At 69.8% G+C, this 16,203-nt stretch carries 15 protein-coding genes; 13 read left to right on the forward strand and 2 right to left on the reverse strand.

Translation table 11 applies throughout. The annotated features are described in order from the left end of the window. A partial coding sequence (locus tag AC01Y6_RS07125) for a PucR family transcriptional regulator (RefSeq protein ID WP_476670882.1) occupies positions 1-1,054 on the reverse strand: 1,054 nt, incomplete at its 3' end. 145 nt (positions 1,055-1,199) lie between these two features. On the opposite strand from AC01Y6_RS07125, the gene hpaI reads away from it, so the two are divergent. The 13 genes from hpaI (at position 1,200) to AC01Y6_RS07190 (ending at position 14,156) form a co-directional block, all read left to right on the forward strand. Beyond that, complete coding sequence (hpaI, locus tag AC01Y6_RS07130) at positions 1,200-2,099, forward strand: 2,4-dihydroxyhept-2-ene-1,7-dioic acid aldolase (RefSeq protein ID WP_476670884.1); 900 nt, start codon at positions 1,200-1,202, stop codon at positions 2,097-2,099. Continuing rightward, positions 2,096-2,836 (forward strand): fumarylacetoacetate hydrolase family protein, encoded by a 741-nt coding sequence (locus AC01Y6_RS07135; protein ID WP_476670886.1) that lies wholly within the window; start codon positions 2,096-2,098, stop codon positions 2,834-2,836. The genes hpaI and AC01Y6_RS07135 overlap by 4 nt, the downstream gene beginning before the upstream one ends. Next, on the forward strand, positions 2,833-4,389 hold the full coding sequence (hpaE, locus tag AC01Y6_RS07140; protein WP_476670887.1) for a 5-carboxymethyl-2-hydroxymuconate semialdehyde dehydrogenase: 1,557 nt from the start codon (positions 2,833-2,835) through the stop codon (positions 4,387-4,389). Before AC01Y6_RS07135 ends, hpaE begins: the two co-directional genes overlap by 4 nt. A gap of 3 nt (positions 4,390-4,392) precedes the next feature. After that, positions 4,393-5,844, forward strand: coding sequence for a 4-hydroxyphenylacetate 3-monooxygenase, oxygenase component (hpaB, locus tag AC01Y6_RS07145; RefSeq protein WP_476670888.1), 1,452 nt, complete (start codon positions 4,393-4,395; stop codon positions 5,842-5,844). After that, positions 5,841-6,290: a 4-hydroxyphenylacetate 3-monooxygenase reductase subunit gene (hpaC, locus tag AC01Y6_RS07150; RefSeq protein ID WP_476670890.1), complete on the forward strand. Its 450-nt coding sequence runs from the start codon at positions 5,841-5,843 to the stop codon at positions 6,288-6,290. Before hpaB ends, hpaC begins: the two co-directional genes overlap by 4 nt. Then, on the forward strand, positions 6,278-7,237 hold the full coding sequence (gene hpaD / locus AC01Y6_RS07155; RefSeq protein ID WP_476670891.1) for a 3,4-dihydroxyphenylacetate 2,3-dioxygenase: 960 nt from the start codon (positions 6,278-6,280) through the stop codon (positions 7,235-7,237). Before hpaC ends, hpaD begins: the two co-directional genes overlap by 13 nt. A gap of 130 nt (positions 7,238-7,367) precedes the next feature. After that, positions 7,368-8,540, forward strand: coding sequence for an ABC transporter substrate-binding protein (locus AC01Y6_RS07160; protein WP_476670893.1), 1,173 nt, complete (start codon positions 7,368-7,370; stop codon positions 8,538-8,540). A 3-nt stretch (positions 8,541-8,543) separates the two neighbouring features. After that, positions 8,544-9,548 (forward strand): branched-chain amino acid ABC transporter permease, encoded by a 1,005-nt coding sequence (locus AC01Y6_RS07165; protein WP_476670895.1) that lies wholly within the window; start codon positions 8,544-8,546, stop codon positions 9,546-9,548. Further along, positions 9,545-11,302, forward strand: coding sequence for a branched-chain amino acid ABC transporter ATP-binding protein/permease (locus AC01Y6_RS07170; protein WP_476670897.1), 1,758 nt, complete (start codon positions 9,545-9,547; stop codon positions 11,300-11,302). Before AC01Y6_RS07165 ends, AC01Y6_RS07170 begins: the two co-directional genes overlap by 4 nt. Next, on the forward strand, positions 11,299-12,030 hold the full coding sequence (locus AC01Y6_RS07175; protein WP_476670899.1) for an ABC transporter ATP-binding protein: 732 nt from the start codon (positions 11,299-11,301) through the stop codon (positions 12,028-12,030). Before AC01Y6_RS07170 ends, AC01Y6_RS07175 begins: the two co-directional genes overlap by 4 nt. Next, positions 12,027-12,437 (forward strand): hydroxyphenylacetyl-CoA thioesterase PaaI, encoded by a 411-nt coding sequence (paaI, locus tag AC01Y6_RS07180; protein ID WP_476670901.1) that lies wholly within the window; start codon positions 12,027-12,029, stop codon positions 12,435-12,437. The genes AC01Y6_RS07175 and paaI overlap by 4 nt, the downstream gene beginning before the upstream one ends. After that, positions 12,394-13,728 (forward strand): phenylacetate--CoA ligase family protein, encoded by a 1,335-nt coding sequence (locus tag AC01Y6_RS07185; protein ID WP_476670903.1) that lies wholly within the window; start codon positions 12,394-12,396, stop codon positions 13,726-13,728. The genes paaI and AC01Y6_RS07185 overlap by 44 nt, the downstream gene beginning before the upstream one ends. A gap of 2 nt (positions 13,729-13,730) precedes the next feature. Then, complete coding sequence (locus AC01Y6_RS07190) at positions 13,731-14,156, forward strand: thioesterase family protein (protein WP_476670902.1); 426 nt, start codon at positions 13,731-13,733, stop codon at positions 14,154-14,156. A gap of 34 nt (positions 14,157-14,190) precedes the next feature. Here the strand turns inward: AC01Y6_RS07190 and paaZ are convergent, their stop codons facing one another. Then, the gene (gene paaZ / locus AC01Y6_RS07195) at positions 14,191-16,188 is read right to left on the reverse strand and encodes a phenylacetic acid degradation bifunctional protein PaaZ (RefSeq protein ID WP_476670904.1); all 1,998 of its coding nucleotides are present in this window, start codon (positions 16,186-16,188) and stop codon (positions 14,191-14,193) included. Positions 16,189-16,203: the final 15 nt, after the last annotated feature.

Below are 16,203 nucleotides of genomic sequence, written 5' to 3' on the forward strand. Positions count from 1 at the left end.
GGGCGATGAGGGCCTCCCGGTAGGCCTCCTGCACCGCCCCGTGGGCGTGGACCGCGGAGTAGCCGAGCCGGCTTCCCGAGGGCAGGGCGGCGAGGAGGCTTTCCGCCTCCCTCTTGGGGTTGTGCACCTGCCAGAGGGCGGCCAGGCGGTTGCCCCGCACCGCGAGGAGGTAGGGCACCCCCAGGCGGTCCAGGTAGCCCCCCGCCCGGCGGCGGAGCTCCAAGGTGGCCTCCCGCCGCCTCTCCTCCGCCAGGCGGTGGCGGCCCGGAACCGGGGGAGGCTCCATCAGGGCCAAGACCCACTCCACCCCCTCGGCGAAGCCGAAGGCGAAGAGGCGCTCGGGCTCGGCCTCCCCCAGGATGAGCCCCTCCAGGAGCGCCCCACCCAGGGACTCCTCCTGCATCCTTTCCAGAGAGCGTTCCAGCCCGCGGAGCCTCAAGAGCCGGGCCGCCACCTCCAGAAGGCCCCGGGCCTGGCCCAGCTGGTCCTCCTCCCCGTAGGCCACCAGGAGGTCCTCCCCGGCCTCGAGGGCGAGCCAGCCCCGGCCCCTTCCCGGCTCCCGGGGGTGCTGGGGTGGCACGGGCCCGGCGAAGCCCAGCACCTCCCCCCAAGGGGCCACCCGGGCCAGGGCAAGCCCCGTGGCCTGGTGGAGCACCTCCAAGAGGGGCCTCTCCGGGAGCCTCAGGAGGAGTTCCAAAAGCCCCGCAAGCCCCATGCCCGCCCCCAGGGCGAAGAGGCGGAGCGCCAGGGCCCTTTCCAGCTCTTCCCGCCCAAGCCAGGGGGGGTGGAGGGCCACCCCCAGGCCCTCCCGCTCGGCGAAGGCCACGAGCTCGGGGTCGGCCTCGGGGAGGAGGAAGCCCGAGGCGGTGCGGTGGCGGTAGAGGCTCCCCTCCGGCCGGAAGAGGAGCAAGGCCCCCTCCTGGGGGAGGAGGGGCCTGGGCTCAGGGAGGAGGTAGAGCACGGGCCTCTCCGAGGGGACCAGGACCTTGAGGCCCAGGTCCCCGCAGAGGGCCGTGAAGCCTACGGGCTTTCCGCCAAAAGTTTCCACTTGCATTGTTAGCTCACACAATAGACTCTCCTCTGCTGGCGGGCAAGGGGGAAGTATCTGTTTCCCAGCACCAAAAGGCGGTTAAAATTGTCTATACCTTCAATTGCCCTTCCGCCCCGCCCCGGCCATGCTGAGGAGCGAAAGGAGGCGCATGTTTCGCGGATCCATACCGCCCCTGCCCACGCCCTTCCGCCGAGGGCGGCTGGACGAGGAGGCCCTGAGGCGCCTGGCCGAGCGGGCCGTGTGGGGAGGCTCCCACGGGGTGAGCGTGGGGGGCACCACGGGCGAGCCCGGCACCCAGACCCTGGAGGAGAGGAAGCGGGCCATAGAGATCGTCCTGGACCAGGTGGCGGGCCGCGTTCCCGTGATCCCGGGCACCGGGGCCCTGCGCCTGGAGGAGACCCTGGAGCTCACCCGCTTCGCCAAGGAGGCGGGGGCCCAGGGGGCCATGGTCATCGTCCCCTACTACGTGAAGCCCAACCAGGAAGGGCTCTACCGCTACTTCGCCGAGGTGGCCCGGGCCGTCCCCGACTTTCCCCTCCTCATCTACAACATCCCGGGAAGGGCCGGGGTGGAGATCGCCCCCAAGACCGTGGCCCGCCTCCGGCGGGACTTCCCCAACATCATCGGCCTCAAGCACTCCTCCAAGGACCTGGAGTACGTTTCCCACCTCTTTCAGGAGGCGGGGCGGGACTTTTTGGTCTTCTGCGGCCTGGAAAGCCTCACCCTCCCCATGATGAGCCTGGGGGCGGTGGGGACCATCGCCGCCACCGCCAACTGGCTCCCCAAGGAGGTGGCCCTCCTCTGCGAAAAGGCCCTCGCCGGGGACTATGGGGGGGCGCGGGAACTCCACTACCACCTCCTCGAGGCCAACGAGGCCATCTTCTGGGACACGAACCCCATCCCCCTAAAGACCGTCCTCTCCTGGATGGGGCTTTGCGAGAAGGAGTGGCGGCCCCCCTTGGGGCCCACGAGCCCCGAGGTGGAGGAGAGGCTCAGGCGGATGGCCGAGCGCTACGGCCTCCTCCCCAAGGAGAAGGAGGCGGCGTGAAGCTCGCCCGCTTTCTCGCCAAGGGAAGGGTCCACCAGGGGGTCTACCGGGATGGCCTCCTCCTGGACGAGGCGGGGGAGGCCCACAGGCCCGAGGACGTCACCTGGCTCCTCCCCTTCGCCCCGGGGAAGATCCTGGGCGTGGCCCTGAACTACCCTGACCACGCCGAGGAGCTTGGCCTCGCCCGCCCCGAGGAGCCCGCCCTCTTCTGGAAGCCCAACACGAGCCTCCTTCCCCACCAGGGGGTGGTCCTCTACCCCAGGGGGGCGAGGTTCGTCCACTACGAGGTGGAGCTCGCCGTGGTGGTGGGCCGCCCCATGAAGCGGATCAAGGCCAAGGACGCCCTGGACTACGTCCTTGGCTACACCATCGCCAACGACCTCGTGGCCCGGGACTACGTCACGAACACCTTCCGCCCCCCCATCCGGGCCAAGGGGCGGGACACCTTCCTCCCCTTGGGGCCCTTCCTCGTGGTGGAGGAGGTGGAAGACCCCCAGAACCTTTGGCTTCGGGCCTACGTGAACGGGGAGCTCAGGCAGGAGGGGCACACCTCGAGGATGCTCTACTCCGTGGCGGAGCTTCTGGAGTTCGTCTCCGAGTTCATGACCCTGGAGCCCTACGATGTCCTCCTCACCGGCACCCCTAAGGGGATAAGCCAGGTCCACCCCGGGGACGTGATGCGTTTGGAGATAGAGGGCCTTGGGGCCTTGGAGAACCCCATAGAGGAGGAGGCATGAGGTACGCGGACCAGGTGGCCGGAATCCCGTGGGAAACCATTGAGGAGGTGCGCCGGCGCCTCAAGGAGAGGCCCGCCCTCCACTTCATCGCCGGGGAGTTCGTCCCCTCGGAAAGCGGGGAGACCTTCCCCTCCTTGGACCCCGCCACGAACGAGGTCCTGGGCGTGGCGGCAAGGGGCGGGGAGAGGGAGGTGGACCGGGCCGCCAGGGCGGCCCACGAGGCCTTCCAAAGGTGGAGCCGCACCCAGGCCAAGGAGAGGAAGCGCTACCTCTTTAGGATCGCCGAGCTCATAGAGAAGCACGCCGACGAGCTCGCCGTGATGGAGTGCCTGGACGCGGGGCAGGTCCTGAGGATCGTCCGGGCCCAGGTGGCCCGGGCGGCGGAGAACTTCGCCTTCTACGCCGAGTACGCCGAGCACGCCATGGAGGACCGCACCTTCCCCGTGGACCGGGACTGGCTCTACTACGCCGTGCGGGTCCCCGCGGGCCCCGTGGGCATCATCACCCCCTGGAACGCCCCCCTGATGCTCTCCACCTGGCGCATCGCCCCGGCTTTGGCCTTCGGGAACACCGTGGTCCTGAAGCCCGCGGAGTGGAGCCCCTTCACCGCCACGAAGCTCGCGGAGATCCTAAGGGAGGCGGACCTCCCCCCAGGGGTCTTCAACCTGGTCCAGGGCTATGGCGAGGAGGCGGGGGCGGCCCTGGTGGCCCACCCCCTGGTTCCCCTCCTCACCCTCACCGGGGAGACGGAAACCGGGAAGATCGTGATGCGAAACGCCGCGGCCCACCTCAAGCGCCTCTCCCCGGAGCTCGGCGGCAAAAGCCCCGCCCTGGTCTTCGGCGACGCCGACCTGGAAAGGGCCTTGGACGCCGTGGTCTTCCAGATCTTCTCCTTCAACGGGGAGAGGTGCACGGCGAGCTCCAGGCTCCTCGTGGAGGAGGGGATCTTTGAGGACTTCGTGGGGAAGGTGGCGGAACGGGCCAGGGCCATCCGGGTGGGCCACCCCCTGGACCCCGAGACCGAGGTGGGGCCCTTGATCCACCCCGAGCACCTGGAGCGGGTCCTGGGCTATATAGAGGCGGGGAAGCGGGAGGGGGCGAGGCTTCTTGTGGGCGGGGAGAGGGCCAGGGCCTCCTTCCGGGGGGAGGACCTCTCCCGGGGGAACTACCTCCTCCCCACGGTCTTCGTGGGGGAGAACCACATGAAAATCGCCCAGGAGGAGATCTTCGGGCCCGTCCTCGTGGCCATCCCCTTCAAGGACGAGGAGGAGGCCCTAAGGAAGGCGAACGACACCAAGTACGGCCTCGCCGCCTACGTTTTCACCCGGGACCTGGAAAGGGCCCATAGGCTCGCCCTGGAACTGGAGGCCGGGATGGTCTACCTGAACAGCCACAACGTCCGCCACCTGCCCACGCCCTTCGGCGGGGTGAAGCAAAGCGGGGACCGGAGGGAGGGCGGCACCTACGCCCTGGACTTCTACACCGACCTCAAGACGGTGGCCCTTCCCCTCAGGCCCCCCCACGTGCCCAAGTTCGGGAAGGAAGGGAGGTAGCCCATGGCAAGGACCGGAGCGGAGTACCTCGAGGCCCTAAGGACCAGGCCCCCCAACCTCTGGTACAAGGGGGAGAAGGTGCTGGACCCCACCACCCACCCGGTTTTTCGGGGGATCACCCGCACCATGGCCGCCCTCTACGACCTGCAGCACGACCCCCGCTACCGGGAGGTCCTCACCTACGAGGAGGACGGGAAGCGCCACGGGACGAGCTTCCTCATCCCCAAGACCAAGGAGGACCTCAAGCGGCGGGGTCGGGCCTACAAGCTCTGGGCCGACCAGCACCTGGGGATGATGGGGCGGAGCCCCGACTACCTGAACGCCGTGGTCATGGCCTACGCGGCGAGCGCCGACTACTTCGGGGAGTTCGCCGAGAACGTCCGCAACTACTACCGCTACCTCCGGGACCACGACCTCGCCACCACCCACGCCCTCACCAACCCCCAGGTGAACCGGGCGAAGCCCCCTTCCGCCCAGCCCGATCCCTACATCCCCGTGGGGGTGGTGAAGCAGACGGAGAAGGGGATCGTGGTCCGGGGGGCCCGGATGACGGCCACCTTCCCCCTGGCGGACGAGGTCCTCATCTTCCCCTCCACCCTCCTCAAGGAGGGGCCGGGAAGCGAGAAGTACGCCATCGCCTTCGCCCTTCCCACCTCCACCCCGGGCCTCCACTTCGTCTGCCGCGAGGGCCTCGCCGGGGGGGAGAGCCCCTTTGACTACCCCCTCTCCAGCCGCCTGGAGGAGATGGACTGCCTGGTGGTCTTTGACGACGTCCTGGTCCCCTGGGAAAGGGTCTTCATCCTGGGGAACGTGGAGCTTTGCAACAACGCCTACGCCGCCACGGGGGCCCTCCACCACATGGCCCACCAGGTGGTGGTCCTGAAAACCGCGAAGACCGAGGCCTTCTTGGGGGTGGCCGCCCTCATGGCCGAGGGCATCGGGGCGGACGCCTACGGGCACGTCCAGGAGAAGATCGCCGAGATCATCGTCTACCTCGAGGCCATGCGCGCCTTCTGGACGAGGGCCGAGGAGGAGGCCAAGGAAAACGCCTACGGGCTCCTCTGCCCGGACCGGGGCGCCTTGGACGGGGCGAGAAACCTCTACCCGAGGCTTTACCCGAGGATCCGGGAGATCATTGAGCAGATCGGGGCCTCCGGCCTCATCACCCTCCCCTCGGAGCGGGACTTCAGGGGGCCCCTGGCGCCCCTTCTGGAGAAGTACCTGCAAGGGGCGGCCCTCGAGGCCAAGGAGCGGGTGGCCCTCTTCCGCTTGGCCTGGGACATGACCCTCTCCGGCTTCGGGGCGAGGCAGGAGCTCTACGAGCGCTTCTTCTTCGGCGACCCCGTGCGCATGTACCAGACCCTCTACAACGTCTACGACAAGGAGCCCTACAAGGAGCGGATCCGCGCTTTCCTCAAGGAGAGCCTCAAGGTCTTTGAGGAGGTCCGGGCGTGAGGGAGGCCTTCAAGGAGGCCCTCGCCCGCTTCGCAAGTGGGGTGGCGGTGGTGGCGGCGCGGCTTGGGGAGGAGGAGAGGGGCATGACCGCCACGGCCTTCATGTCCTTGAGCCTCGAGCCCCCCCTCGTGGCCCTGGCGGTGAGCGAAAGGGCCAGGCTCCTTCCCGTCCTCGAGGGGGCGGGGGCCTTTACCGTAAGCCTCCTCCGCGAGGGGCAGGAGGCGGTCTCCGAGCACTTCGCGGGAAGGCCCAGGGAGGGGGTTGCCCTGGAGGGGGGCCGGGTGAAGGGGGCCCTCGCCGTCCTCGCCTGCCGCCTCCACGCCCTCTACCCCGGGGGGGACCACCGGATCGTGGTGGGCCTGGTGGAGGGGGTGGAGCTCGGGGAGGTGGGGCCTCCTTTGGTCTACTTCCAAAGGGGCTACAGGAGGTTGGTATGGCCATCGTGAGGGTGGGGTTTCTGGAGCTTTGGGTGCGGGACCTAGAGCGGAGCCTAGAGTTCTACCAGGGGCTTTTGGGCCTCCGCCTGGAAGGGCGGGAGGGGAAGGCGGCCTACCTCCGGGGCTACGAGGAGCTGGAGTGGAGCCTCAAGCTCACCGAAGCCCCCTTCCCCGCGGTCCGCGCCCTGGGCTTCAAGGTGGACTCGGAGGAGGGGGTGAAGGCCCTCCAGGACCTCGCCGCCAAGGAGGGCTGGCCCCACCGCCTCGAGGCCGACTGGGGGAGGCCCGAGGTCCTAAAGGTCCAGGACCCCCTCGGCTACCCCCTGGCCTTCTACTTCAAGGCGGAGAAGCTCCCCCGGGTCCTCCAGCGCTACCACGAGCACCGGGGCCCGGGCCTCCTCCGCCTGGACCACCTGAACCTCTTCTCCCCCGAGGTGGGCGAGGCCACGCGGTTCTACCAGGAGGTCTTCGGCTTCCGCCTCACCGAGTACACGGAGGACGAGGAGGGGAGGCTTTGGGCAAGCTGGCTCCACCGCAAGGGAAACGTCCACGACATCGCCTTCACCAACGGCGAGGGCCCGAGGCTCCACCACTTCGCCTACTGGCTCCCTGACCCCCTCGCGGTGCTGAAGGCGGCGGACATCCTCGCCGGGGCCATGCGCACGGACCAGATTGAGCGGGGCCCCGGGCGGCACGGGATCTCCAACGCCATGTTCCTCTACCTCAGGGACCCCGACGGGCACCGGGTGGAGCTCTACACCTCGGATTACCTCACCGTGGACCCGGACCACCCCCCGGTGCGGTGGAGCCTGGACGACCCAAGGCGCCAGACCCTCTGGGGGCACCGCACCCCCAAGAGCTGGTTCCTGGAGGGAAGCGCCCTTTTAGACCTCGAGGGCCGCGCGGTGCCCACCCGGGCCTCGAGGCTCCAAGGCCTCCCCCAGCACGTGATCTGAGGCGGGAGGCCGGGCGCCTAGCCCGCCCCTTGACGGGACAAAGGTCTCTACCTAGACTGGGAGGCGTACCGAACGGCCGTTAGTTAGCCCCAAACCGGGACGCACCGGAGGGAAAAAGAAGGAGGTCAAGATGAAGCGGTGGTTAGCTGTAGCGGCGTTTTCGGCCTTGGCGGCCCTGGCCCAGGGGGCCCTGAAGGTGGGCGTGGTGGTCTCGGCCACGGGACCCGCCGCCTCCTTGGGCATCCCCGAGCGGAACACCTTCCTCCTCCTCCAGGACCTGGTAAACCGCCAGGGGGGCGTGGCGGGAAGGAAGGTGGAGTTCGTCATCCTGGACGATGCCTCGGACACCACCCAGGCGGTGCGCAACACCCGGAGGCTCGTGGAGGAGGGGGTGGTGGCCGTGGTGGGGAGCACCACCACCCCGGCCTCCCTGGGGATGATCCCCGCGGTGGCCGAGGCCAAGGTGCCCATGATCTCCTTGGCCGCCAGCAAGGACATCATCTACCCCGTGGACGCCCAGCGCTACTGGGTCTTCAAGACGCCCCAGACCGAGGAGCTCATGGCCCGGGCCATCGTGGCCGACATGGTGGCCCGCGGGGTGAAGACCGTGGGCTACATCGGCTTCAACGACGCCTACGGCGAGGGCTGGGCCCGCTTCTTTGAGGCCGAGGCCAAGGCCAAGGGCCTCCAGGTGGTGGCCTCCGAGCGCTACAACCGCACGGACACCAGCGTCACGGGCCAGGTCCTGAGGCTCCTCGCCCGCAGGCCAGAGGCCGTCCTCATCGGGGCGAGCGGCACCCCGGCGGTCCTTCCCCAGCGCACCCTGAAGGAGCGGGGCTACCCTGGCCTCATCTACCAGACCCACGGCGTGGCCAACCCCGACTTCCTCCGGGTGGGGGGCAAGGACGTGGAGGGCACCCTCCTCCCCGCCGGGCCCATCCTGGTGGCGGAGCAGCTTCCCAGCACCTTCCCCTCCAAGCGGGTGGCCCTGGACTACATCCAGCGGTACGAGGCCAGGTACGGCATCGGGAGCTACTCCACCTTCGGGGCCCACGCCTGGGACGCCTGGCTCATCCTGAAGCCCGCCCTGGAGCGGGCCCTCAAGAAGGCGGACCCCGAGAAGGACCTCGCCGCCTTCCGCGCCGCCCTCCGGGACGAGATTGAGGCCACCAAGGGCCTGGTGGCCACCCACGGGGTCTTCACCTTCACCAAGGAGGACCACCTGGGCCTCCGCTTTGAGGACGCCGCGGTGATGGTCCAGGTGGAAGGGGGCCGCTGGAAGCTCATCCGCACCTTCCGCTAGGCCATGGACGCCACCATCCTCGGCTTCCTCCTCCTAGACGGCCTGCAGAACGGGGTGATCTACGGCCTCCTGGCCCTGGCCATGGTCCTGGTCTTCGCCGTGACCCGGGTGATCCTGGTGCCCATCGGGGAGCTCATGATGTTCGCCCCCCTCTCCCTGGTCTGGCTCCAGTCGGGGAAGCTCCCCGGCACCCTGTGGCTCGCCCTCGCCTTGGGGGCCCTATGGGCCCTCTTGGAGCGGGGAAGAGGCCGGGGGATTCCCCTTGCGGGAGGGGCGGGGCTTCTTCTCCTCTTCCTCCTCGCCCGGGGGGTGGCGCCTCTCGCCTACCTGGCGGCCCTCCTCCTCGTGGTCTACCTGGCGGTTTCCACCTACCGGGTCTTCTTCCAGCCCATGCGGGCTGCTTCCCCGGAAGGGGAACACCGAGGGGCCACGGTCCTGGCCCTCCTCATCATGGCCGTGGGGCTCCACGTGGCCTACCAGGGCCTGGGCCTCGTCTTCTTCGGCCCCGAACAGTTCCGCCCCGACCCCCTGCTCCAGGGGGAGGTGGTGGCGGGCCTCACCTGGCAGGGCGTCTTGGTCCTGGCCTTCGCCCTCTTGAGCGCGGCGGCCCTCTACCTCTTCTTCCGCCGCTCCCTCTTCGGCAAGGCCCTCTTGGCATCGGCGGAGAACCGGCTTGGGGCGAGGCTTTGCGGGATCCGCCCGGAGGAGGCGGGGATGGTGGCCTTCGCCATCGCGGGCCTCATGGCGGGCCTCTCGGGGCTCCTCCTCGCCCCCCTCATCAACGCCGCCTACTTCATGGGCTTCATGCTGGGCCTGAAGGGGTTCGTGGCGGCGATCCTGGGGGGGCTCGTGAGCTATCTCGTGGCCTTTTTGGGGGCGATCCTGGTGGGGCTTTTTGAGAGCTTCACCAGCTTCTACGCCAGCGCCTACAAGGAGGCCCTGGTCTTCCTCCTCCTGGTGCCGGCCCTCTTCTACCAGAGCCTCCGGGCGAAGGGGGTGGAGGAGTGAGGCGGTACCTCTGGTTTGCCCTGCTCCTCCTTCCCTTCTTCCTCTCCCCCTTTCCCTTTTACCTCACCCTCTTGAACTTCTTCGCCATCGCCGCCCTGGTGGCCCTCTCGCTCTACGTCCTCACGGGGCTTGGCGGGATGACGAGCTTCGCCCAGGCGGCCTTCATGGGGGTGGCGGCCTACGCCACCGCCCTCCTCACCACGCGGGCGGGCCTTTCCCCCTGGGCGGGCCTCCTCCTTGGGCTTGGCCTCACCCTGGCCTTCGCCCTGGTGCTGGGCCTCCTCACCGTGCGGCTCAAAGGGCACTTTCTCCCCCTCTCCACCATCGCCTGGCAGGTGGCCCTCTACATCCTCGCCGGGAACCTGGTGGGGCTCACCGGGGGGCACACGGGGCTCACCGACCTCCCGGCCCTAAGCCTTTTCGGTCTCTCCCTGGACACCCCCTTCCGCTACGCTTTCCTAAGCCTCTTCCTCCTCGCCCTCCTGGTCCTCGCCCTCCACAACCTCCGGGAAAGCCGCCTGGGCCGGGCCCTTCTCGCCCTCCGGGGGGACGCCCTCACCGCGGCGAGCTTCGGGGTGGACCCGGCGGCCCTCCGCCTCAAGGCCTTCCTCCTCGCGGGGGGGATCGCGGGGCTTGCGGGCTTCCTCTACGCCCACTTCCTCCGCTTCGTGAACCCCACCCCCTTCTCCCTGGAGGCCTCCATCAAGTACCTGGTGATGGCGGTGGCGGGCGGGGTAGGGACGATCCCCGGAGTGCTCCTCGGGGCCGCCCTCTTCACGGGCCTCGAGGACTGGCTCAAGGACCTCCTCCCCCTTCTCCTCGGCCGCCAGGGGAACTACGAGACCATCGCCTACGGCCTTGTCCTCGCGGGGATCCTCCTCTTCGCCCCCCAGGGCCTCTGGCCCCTCTTGGCGGGGAGGCGCGCCTTTGGGCGGCAGGCCCTCCCCGGGGCCCAACCCCTTCCCCAAAGGCCCCCTTCGGGCCAGCGGGGGGAGGTGGTCTTGGAGGCCAGGGGCCTCAGGAAGGCCTTCGGGGGGCTTCTCGCCGTGAACGGCGTGTCCTTCGCCCTAAGGCGCGGGGAGATCCTCGCCCTCATCGGCCCCAACGGGGCGGGGAAGAGCACCACCTTCAACCTCCTCACCGGGGCCCTTTCCCCGGACGGGGGGCAGGTCTTCCTCTACGGCAAGGAGATCACGGGGCTTCCCCCCTACCGCGTCCACCCTTTGGGCCTGGGCCGCACCTTCCAGCATCCCCACGTCTTCCCCGAGATGACGGTCCTTGAGAACGCGGCCCTGGCCACCTACGCCAGGACCCGGGCGGGGTTTTTGCGGGTTCTCTTGGGCCTCCACCGGCGGGAGGAGGCGCGGGCCCTTTCCACCGCCTACGAGGCCCTGAGGCGGGTGGGCCTGGGGGACCTGGCCCTGGAGCGGGCGGACCGGCTCACGGCGGGGCAGCAGCGCCTTTTGGAGATCGCCCGCCTCCTCGCCTCGGGGGCGGAGGTCCTCCTCCTGGACGAGCCGGGGGCGGGGCTTAGGGCCGGGGAGAAGCGGGAGCTCGCCAGGCTTCTTTTGGCCCTCGCCCGGGAAGGGTACAGCGTCCTCCTGGTGGACCACGACATGGACCTCATTATGGGGCTCGCCGACCGGGTGGTGGTGATGAACTACGGGGAGAAGATCGCCGAGGGGACGCCCGAGGAGGTGCAGAAGAACCCCCTGGTGCGGGCGGCCTACCTGGGGGAGGTGGAGGCGGCATGAGCCTCTTGGCGGTGCGGGACCTCACGGTGCGCTACGGGGCTTTGGAGGCGGTGCGGGGGGTCTCCTTCGCCCTGGCGGAAGGGGAGGCCCTGGCCCTCATCGGCCCCAACGGGGCGGGGAAGACGAGCGTCCTCCGGGGGCTTCTCGGCCTCGCCCGGGCCGAGGGGGAGGTTCGCCTCCTGGGAGAGCCCCTCCCCCAGAGGACCCCCGAGGCCCTCCTCGCCCGGGGGGTGGTCCTCGTCCCCGAGGGGCGGGCCCTCTTCCCGGGGCTTTCCGTGGAGGACAACCTCCTCCTCGGGGGCTTCGCCCGCTTTAGGAGGGGAGAGGACCTGAGGGCGGACCTCAAGCGGGTCTACGCCCTCTTTCCCCGCCTGGAGGAGAGGCGGCGCCAGGCCGCGGGCACCCTCTCCGGGGGGGAGCAGCAGATGCTGGCCCTGGGCCGGGCCCTCATGGCCCGGCCCCGCCTCCTCCTCCTGGACGAGCCCTCCCTGGGCCTCGCCCCCCTCATCGTCCAGGAGATCTTCCGCACCCTGGCCGCCCTCAAGGGGGAAGGGGTGACCCTCCTCCTCGTGGAGCAGAACGCCAAGATGGCCCTCTCCCTGGCGGACCGGGGGGTGGTGTTGGAGGCGGGGGAGGTGGCCCTTTTGGGGCGGGCCGAGGAGCTTCGGGGGAACCCCCGGGTGGTGGAGGCCTACCTGGGGGCGGCGCGGGAGGTGGAGGGGGGATGAGGGACCCCTTCATGGAGGCCCTGGGCCTGGAGGTCCTCCGCCTCGCCCCGGGGGAGGCGGTGGTGGCGGGGGAGGTGAGGGCGGACCACCTGAACCTCCACGGCACCGCCCACGGGGGCTTTCTCTACGCCCTGGCGGACAGCGCCTTCGCCCTCGCCAGCAACTCCCGCGGCCCCGCGGTGGCCCTCTCCTGCCGCATGGACTACTTCCGGCCCCTCGCCCTGGGGGCGAGGGTGGAGGCGAGGGCAGTAGAGGTGAACCTCTCCCGGCGCACGGCCACCTACCGGGTGGAGGTGGTCTCCGAAGGCAAGCTCGTGGCCCTCTTCACGGGAACGGTCTTTCGCTTAGGAGGAGATGGGGACGATGTACCAGCCGGAACTGGAAACCCTGCCCAGGGAGAAGCTTAGGGCGCTTCAGGAAGAACGGCTTAGGCGGGTGGTGGCCTACGTCTACGAGCGGGTTCCCTTTTACAGGAAGCTCCTGGACGAGGCCGGGGTGGACCCCAAGAGGTTTAGGGGCCTTCAGGACCTCCCCAAGATTCCCTTCACCAAGAAGACGGACCTCCGCGACCACTACCCCTTCGGCCTCTTCGCCGTGCCCCGGGAGGAGGTGGCGAGGATCCACGCCTCTAGCGGCACCACCGGCAAGCCCACCGTGGTGGGCTACACCAAGGCCGACCTCGAGGTCTTCGCCGAGGTGGTGGCCCGCTCCTTGGCCGCGGCCGGGGCAAGGCCCGGGATGATGCTCCACAACGCCTACGGCTACGGCCTCTTCACCGGGGGGCTTGGGCTCCACGGCGGGGCGGAGGCCCTGGGGATGACGGTGGTGCCGGTCTCCGGGGGGATGACGGAAAGGCAGGTCATGCTCATCCAGGACTTCCGTCCCGAGGTGATCTCCTGCACCCCCTCCTACGCCCAGACCCTGGCGGAGGAGTTCAGAAGGCGGGGGGTCCTCCCCGAGGAGCTCTCCCTGGAGTACGCCGTCCTGGGCGCCGAGCCCTGGACCGAGGCCATCAGGAAAGAGGTGGACGAGGGGCTTGGGGTAAGGAGCACCAACATCTACGGCCTTTCCGAGATCATCGGCCCCGGGGTTGCCAACGAGTGCGTGGAGGAGCGAAAGGGGAGCCACATCTGGGAGGACCACTTCCTCCCCGAGGTGGTGGACCCCAATACCGGGGAGCCCCTCCCCGAGGGGAAGGTGGGGGTCTTGGTCTTCACCACCCTCACCAAGGAGGCCATGCCCCTCCTCCGCTACTGGACCGGGGACCTCACCTTCCTCACCTACGAGGCCTGCGCCTGCGGCCGCACCCACGTGCGCATGGGACCCATCCTGGGGCGCACCGACGACATGCTCATCATCCGGGGCGTGAACGTCTACCCCACCCAGGTGGAGGCGGTGCTCTTGGAGGTCCCTGAGGTGGTGCCCCACTACCAGATCGTGGTGCGGCGGGAGGGCACCCTGGACGAGGCCGAGCTCAAGGTGGAGGTCTCCGAGGCCTTCTTCCGGGAGATCGGCCAGGAGGTCCTCTCCGACGAGGTGGTGGAGGCGGACCATCGGCTCCACGCCCTAAGGGAGCGGATCGCCCGCAAGATCAAGGACAACATCGGCGTCACCATGAGGGTCACCCTCCTTCCCCCGGGCCAGGCCCCAAGGAGCGAGGGGGGGAAGCTCAGGCGGGTCCTGGACCTGAGGAAGTAGCCATGCGCCCCATCCCCGAGGGCTACGAGGCGGTCTTTGAGACCGTGGTCACCCCCGAGATGACCGTGGACTTTGAGGAGCTTGGGCCGGTCCACCCCGTCTACGCCACCTACTGGATGGTGAAGCACATGGAGCTCGCCGGGCGCAAGATCATCCTCCCCTTCCTGGAGGAGGGGGAGGAGGGGATCGGGAGCTACGTGGAGGCCCGGCACCTGGCCTCCGCCCTCCCGGGGATGCGGGTGAGGATCGTGGCCCGCCACGAGAGGACCGAGGGGAACCGGGTCTACGCGCGGGTGGAGGCCTACAACGAGCTCGGGGACCTCATCGGGGTGGGGCGCACGGAGCAGGTGATCCTCCCCAAGGCCAAGGTGGAGGCCCTCTTCCGGAGGCTCAAGGAGCGCTGGGAGGCGGAGCGGTCCCCCCCCTAGCCCGAGGGGGCGGGGAGGACCCCCGCCTGGGCCCCTAGCCTTGCCCGCCCTTTCGCGCCACCAGGGTGAGGAGGGTGTAGGTGGCCACGGCCTTGCCCTCCTGGTTCGCCACCTCCACCGCCCACTCCACCACCCCCGTCTTCTCGTCCCGGGGGCGCTTGCGCTTCACCGTGAGGCGGGCCTGGAGGGTGTCCCCCGCGGCCACGGGCTCGAGGAAGCGCAGCCCCTCGAGGCCGTAGTTGGCGAGCACGGGGCCTGGAGCCGGGTCCACGAAAAGCCCCGCCGCCGCGGAGAGGACGAAATAGCCGTGGGCCACCCGCTTGCCGAAGAGGCTCTCCCTAGCGGCGAGCTCGTCGGTGTGGGCGTAGAAGTGGTCCCAGGAGAGGGCGGAGAAGAGGGCGATGTCCGCCTCGGTGACGGTGCGGCGGTGGGTGGTGAGGGTCTCGCCCACCTCGAGGTCCTCGTAGTGTTTGCGGAAAGGGTGGACCCCCGCGGGCTTCTCCGCCCCCTTGGCGTGCTCCCCGGTGAGGGCGGAAAGGAGCCCGGGGTCGGCCTGGAGGGCCACCCGCCCGAGGTGGCGCTTAAGGGAGAGGAGGCCGCCCAGCTCCTCTCCGCCCCCCGCCCGCCCCGGCCCCCCGTGGAGGAGGCGGGGAAGGGGGGAGCCGTGCCCCGTGGAGGAGGCCGCGGTGCGGGCGTTCAGGATGTGAAGCCGCCCCACGTAAGGAGCGAGGGCCCAAAGGTAAAAGCGCGCCTCCTCGGGGTCGGAGGTGGCGAGGGTGGCCACGAGGCTTCCCCCGCCCAAGGCGGCGAGCCGCGCCGCCTCCTCCCGGCTCCCGTAAGGGAAGAAGGTGGCCACGGGGCCGAAGGGCTCCACCTGGTGCAGGGCCTCGGGCCAGGGGTCCTCGGCGAGGAGGAGGGTGGGGGGGAAGAAGGCCCCATCCCGCCTCCCCGGGTGCTGCCAGTAGACCCGGGCCCCCGCCTCCAGGAGGGCCGCCACCGCCTTTTCCACCTCCGCCTTCTGCTCCAGGGAGGCCAAGGGCCCGAGGTCCACCCCCTCCTCCCTGGGGTCGCCGGGCCTCAGGGCCTCCAGGCGCTCTTGGGTGGCCTCTAGGAGGGCCTCGAGGCGGTCCTTGGGCGCCAGGACCCGGCGGATGGCGGTGCACCGCTGCCCCGTCTTGATGGCGAGCTCCTGGGCGATCTCCTGGGCGAGGCGCGAAAGCTCCTCCTCCGTGGCCTCCTCCCCTAGAAGGGCGGGGTTTAGGGAGTCGGCCTCGGCGTTGAAGAGGGCTCCCCGCTCCAGGAAGGCCGGGTGGCGGCGGAGCCGGTCGGCGGTGGCCTTGGAGCCGGTGAAATAGACGCTGTCCCGGTGGTCCAGGGCCTCCAGGAGGTCCCCCACGCCCCCCACGAGGAGCTGGAGGCTCCCCTCCGGGAGGAGACCCGACTCCAGCATCATGCGCGCCAGGGCCTCGGCCACGTGGGCCGTGGGGGTGGCGGGCTTGGCCAGGGTGGGGACCCCGGCCAGGAAGGCCGGGGCGAACTTTTCCAAAAGCCCCCAGACGGGGAAGTTGAAGGCGTTGATCTGGACGGTGATCCCTCCCTTGGGGGCGAGGACGTGCCTCCCCTGGAAGGAGAGGTCCTTGGAGAGGGGGAGGAAGTCGTCCTCGGGGAGGAGGTTCCCCTCGGGGAGGTTGCGGGCCAGGGAGCTGTAGGTGTAGAGGACCCCGATTCCCCCGTCCACGTCGTACCAGGCGTCCCGCCTTGTGCCCCCCGTGGTGGCGTAGAGGCGGTAGAGGGCCTCCTTCCGCTCGGAGAGGTACTGGGCCAGGGCCCTAAGCCGCCTTCCCCGCTCCTGGAAGCCCAGGGCCAAAAGGGCCTTCCCGCCCACCTCCCGGCCCCAGGCCACGGCCTCCTCCACGGGGAGGCCCTCCGCCGTCACCCGGGCGAGGACCTCCCCCGTGCTCGCGTCCCGCACCGGGACGCCTTCTCCCCGGCCTTCCCGCCACTCGCCCAAAAGGTAGCTTCGGAGCTTCATCGCGCGTCCTCTCCC

Source organism: Thermus sp. (assembly GCF_056332225.1).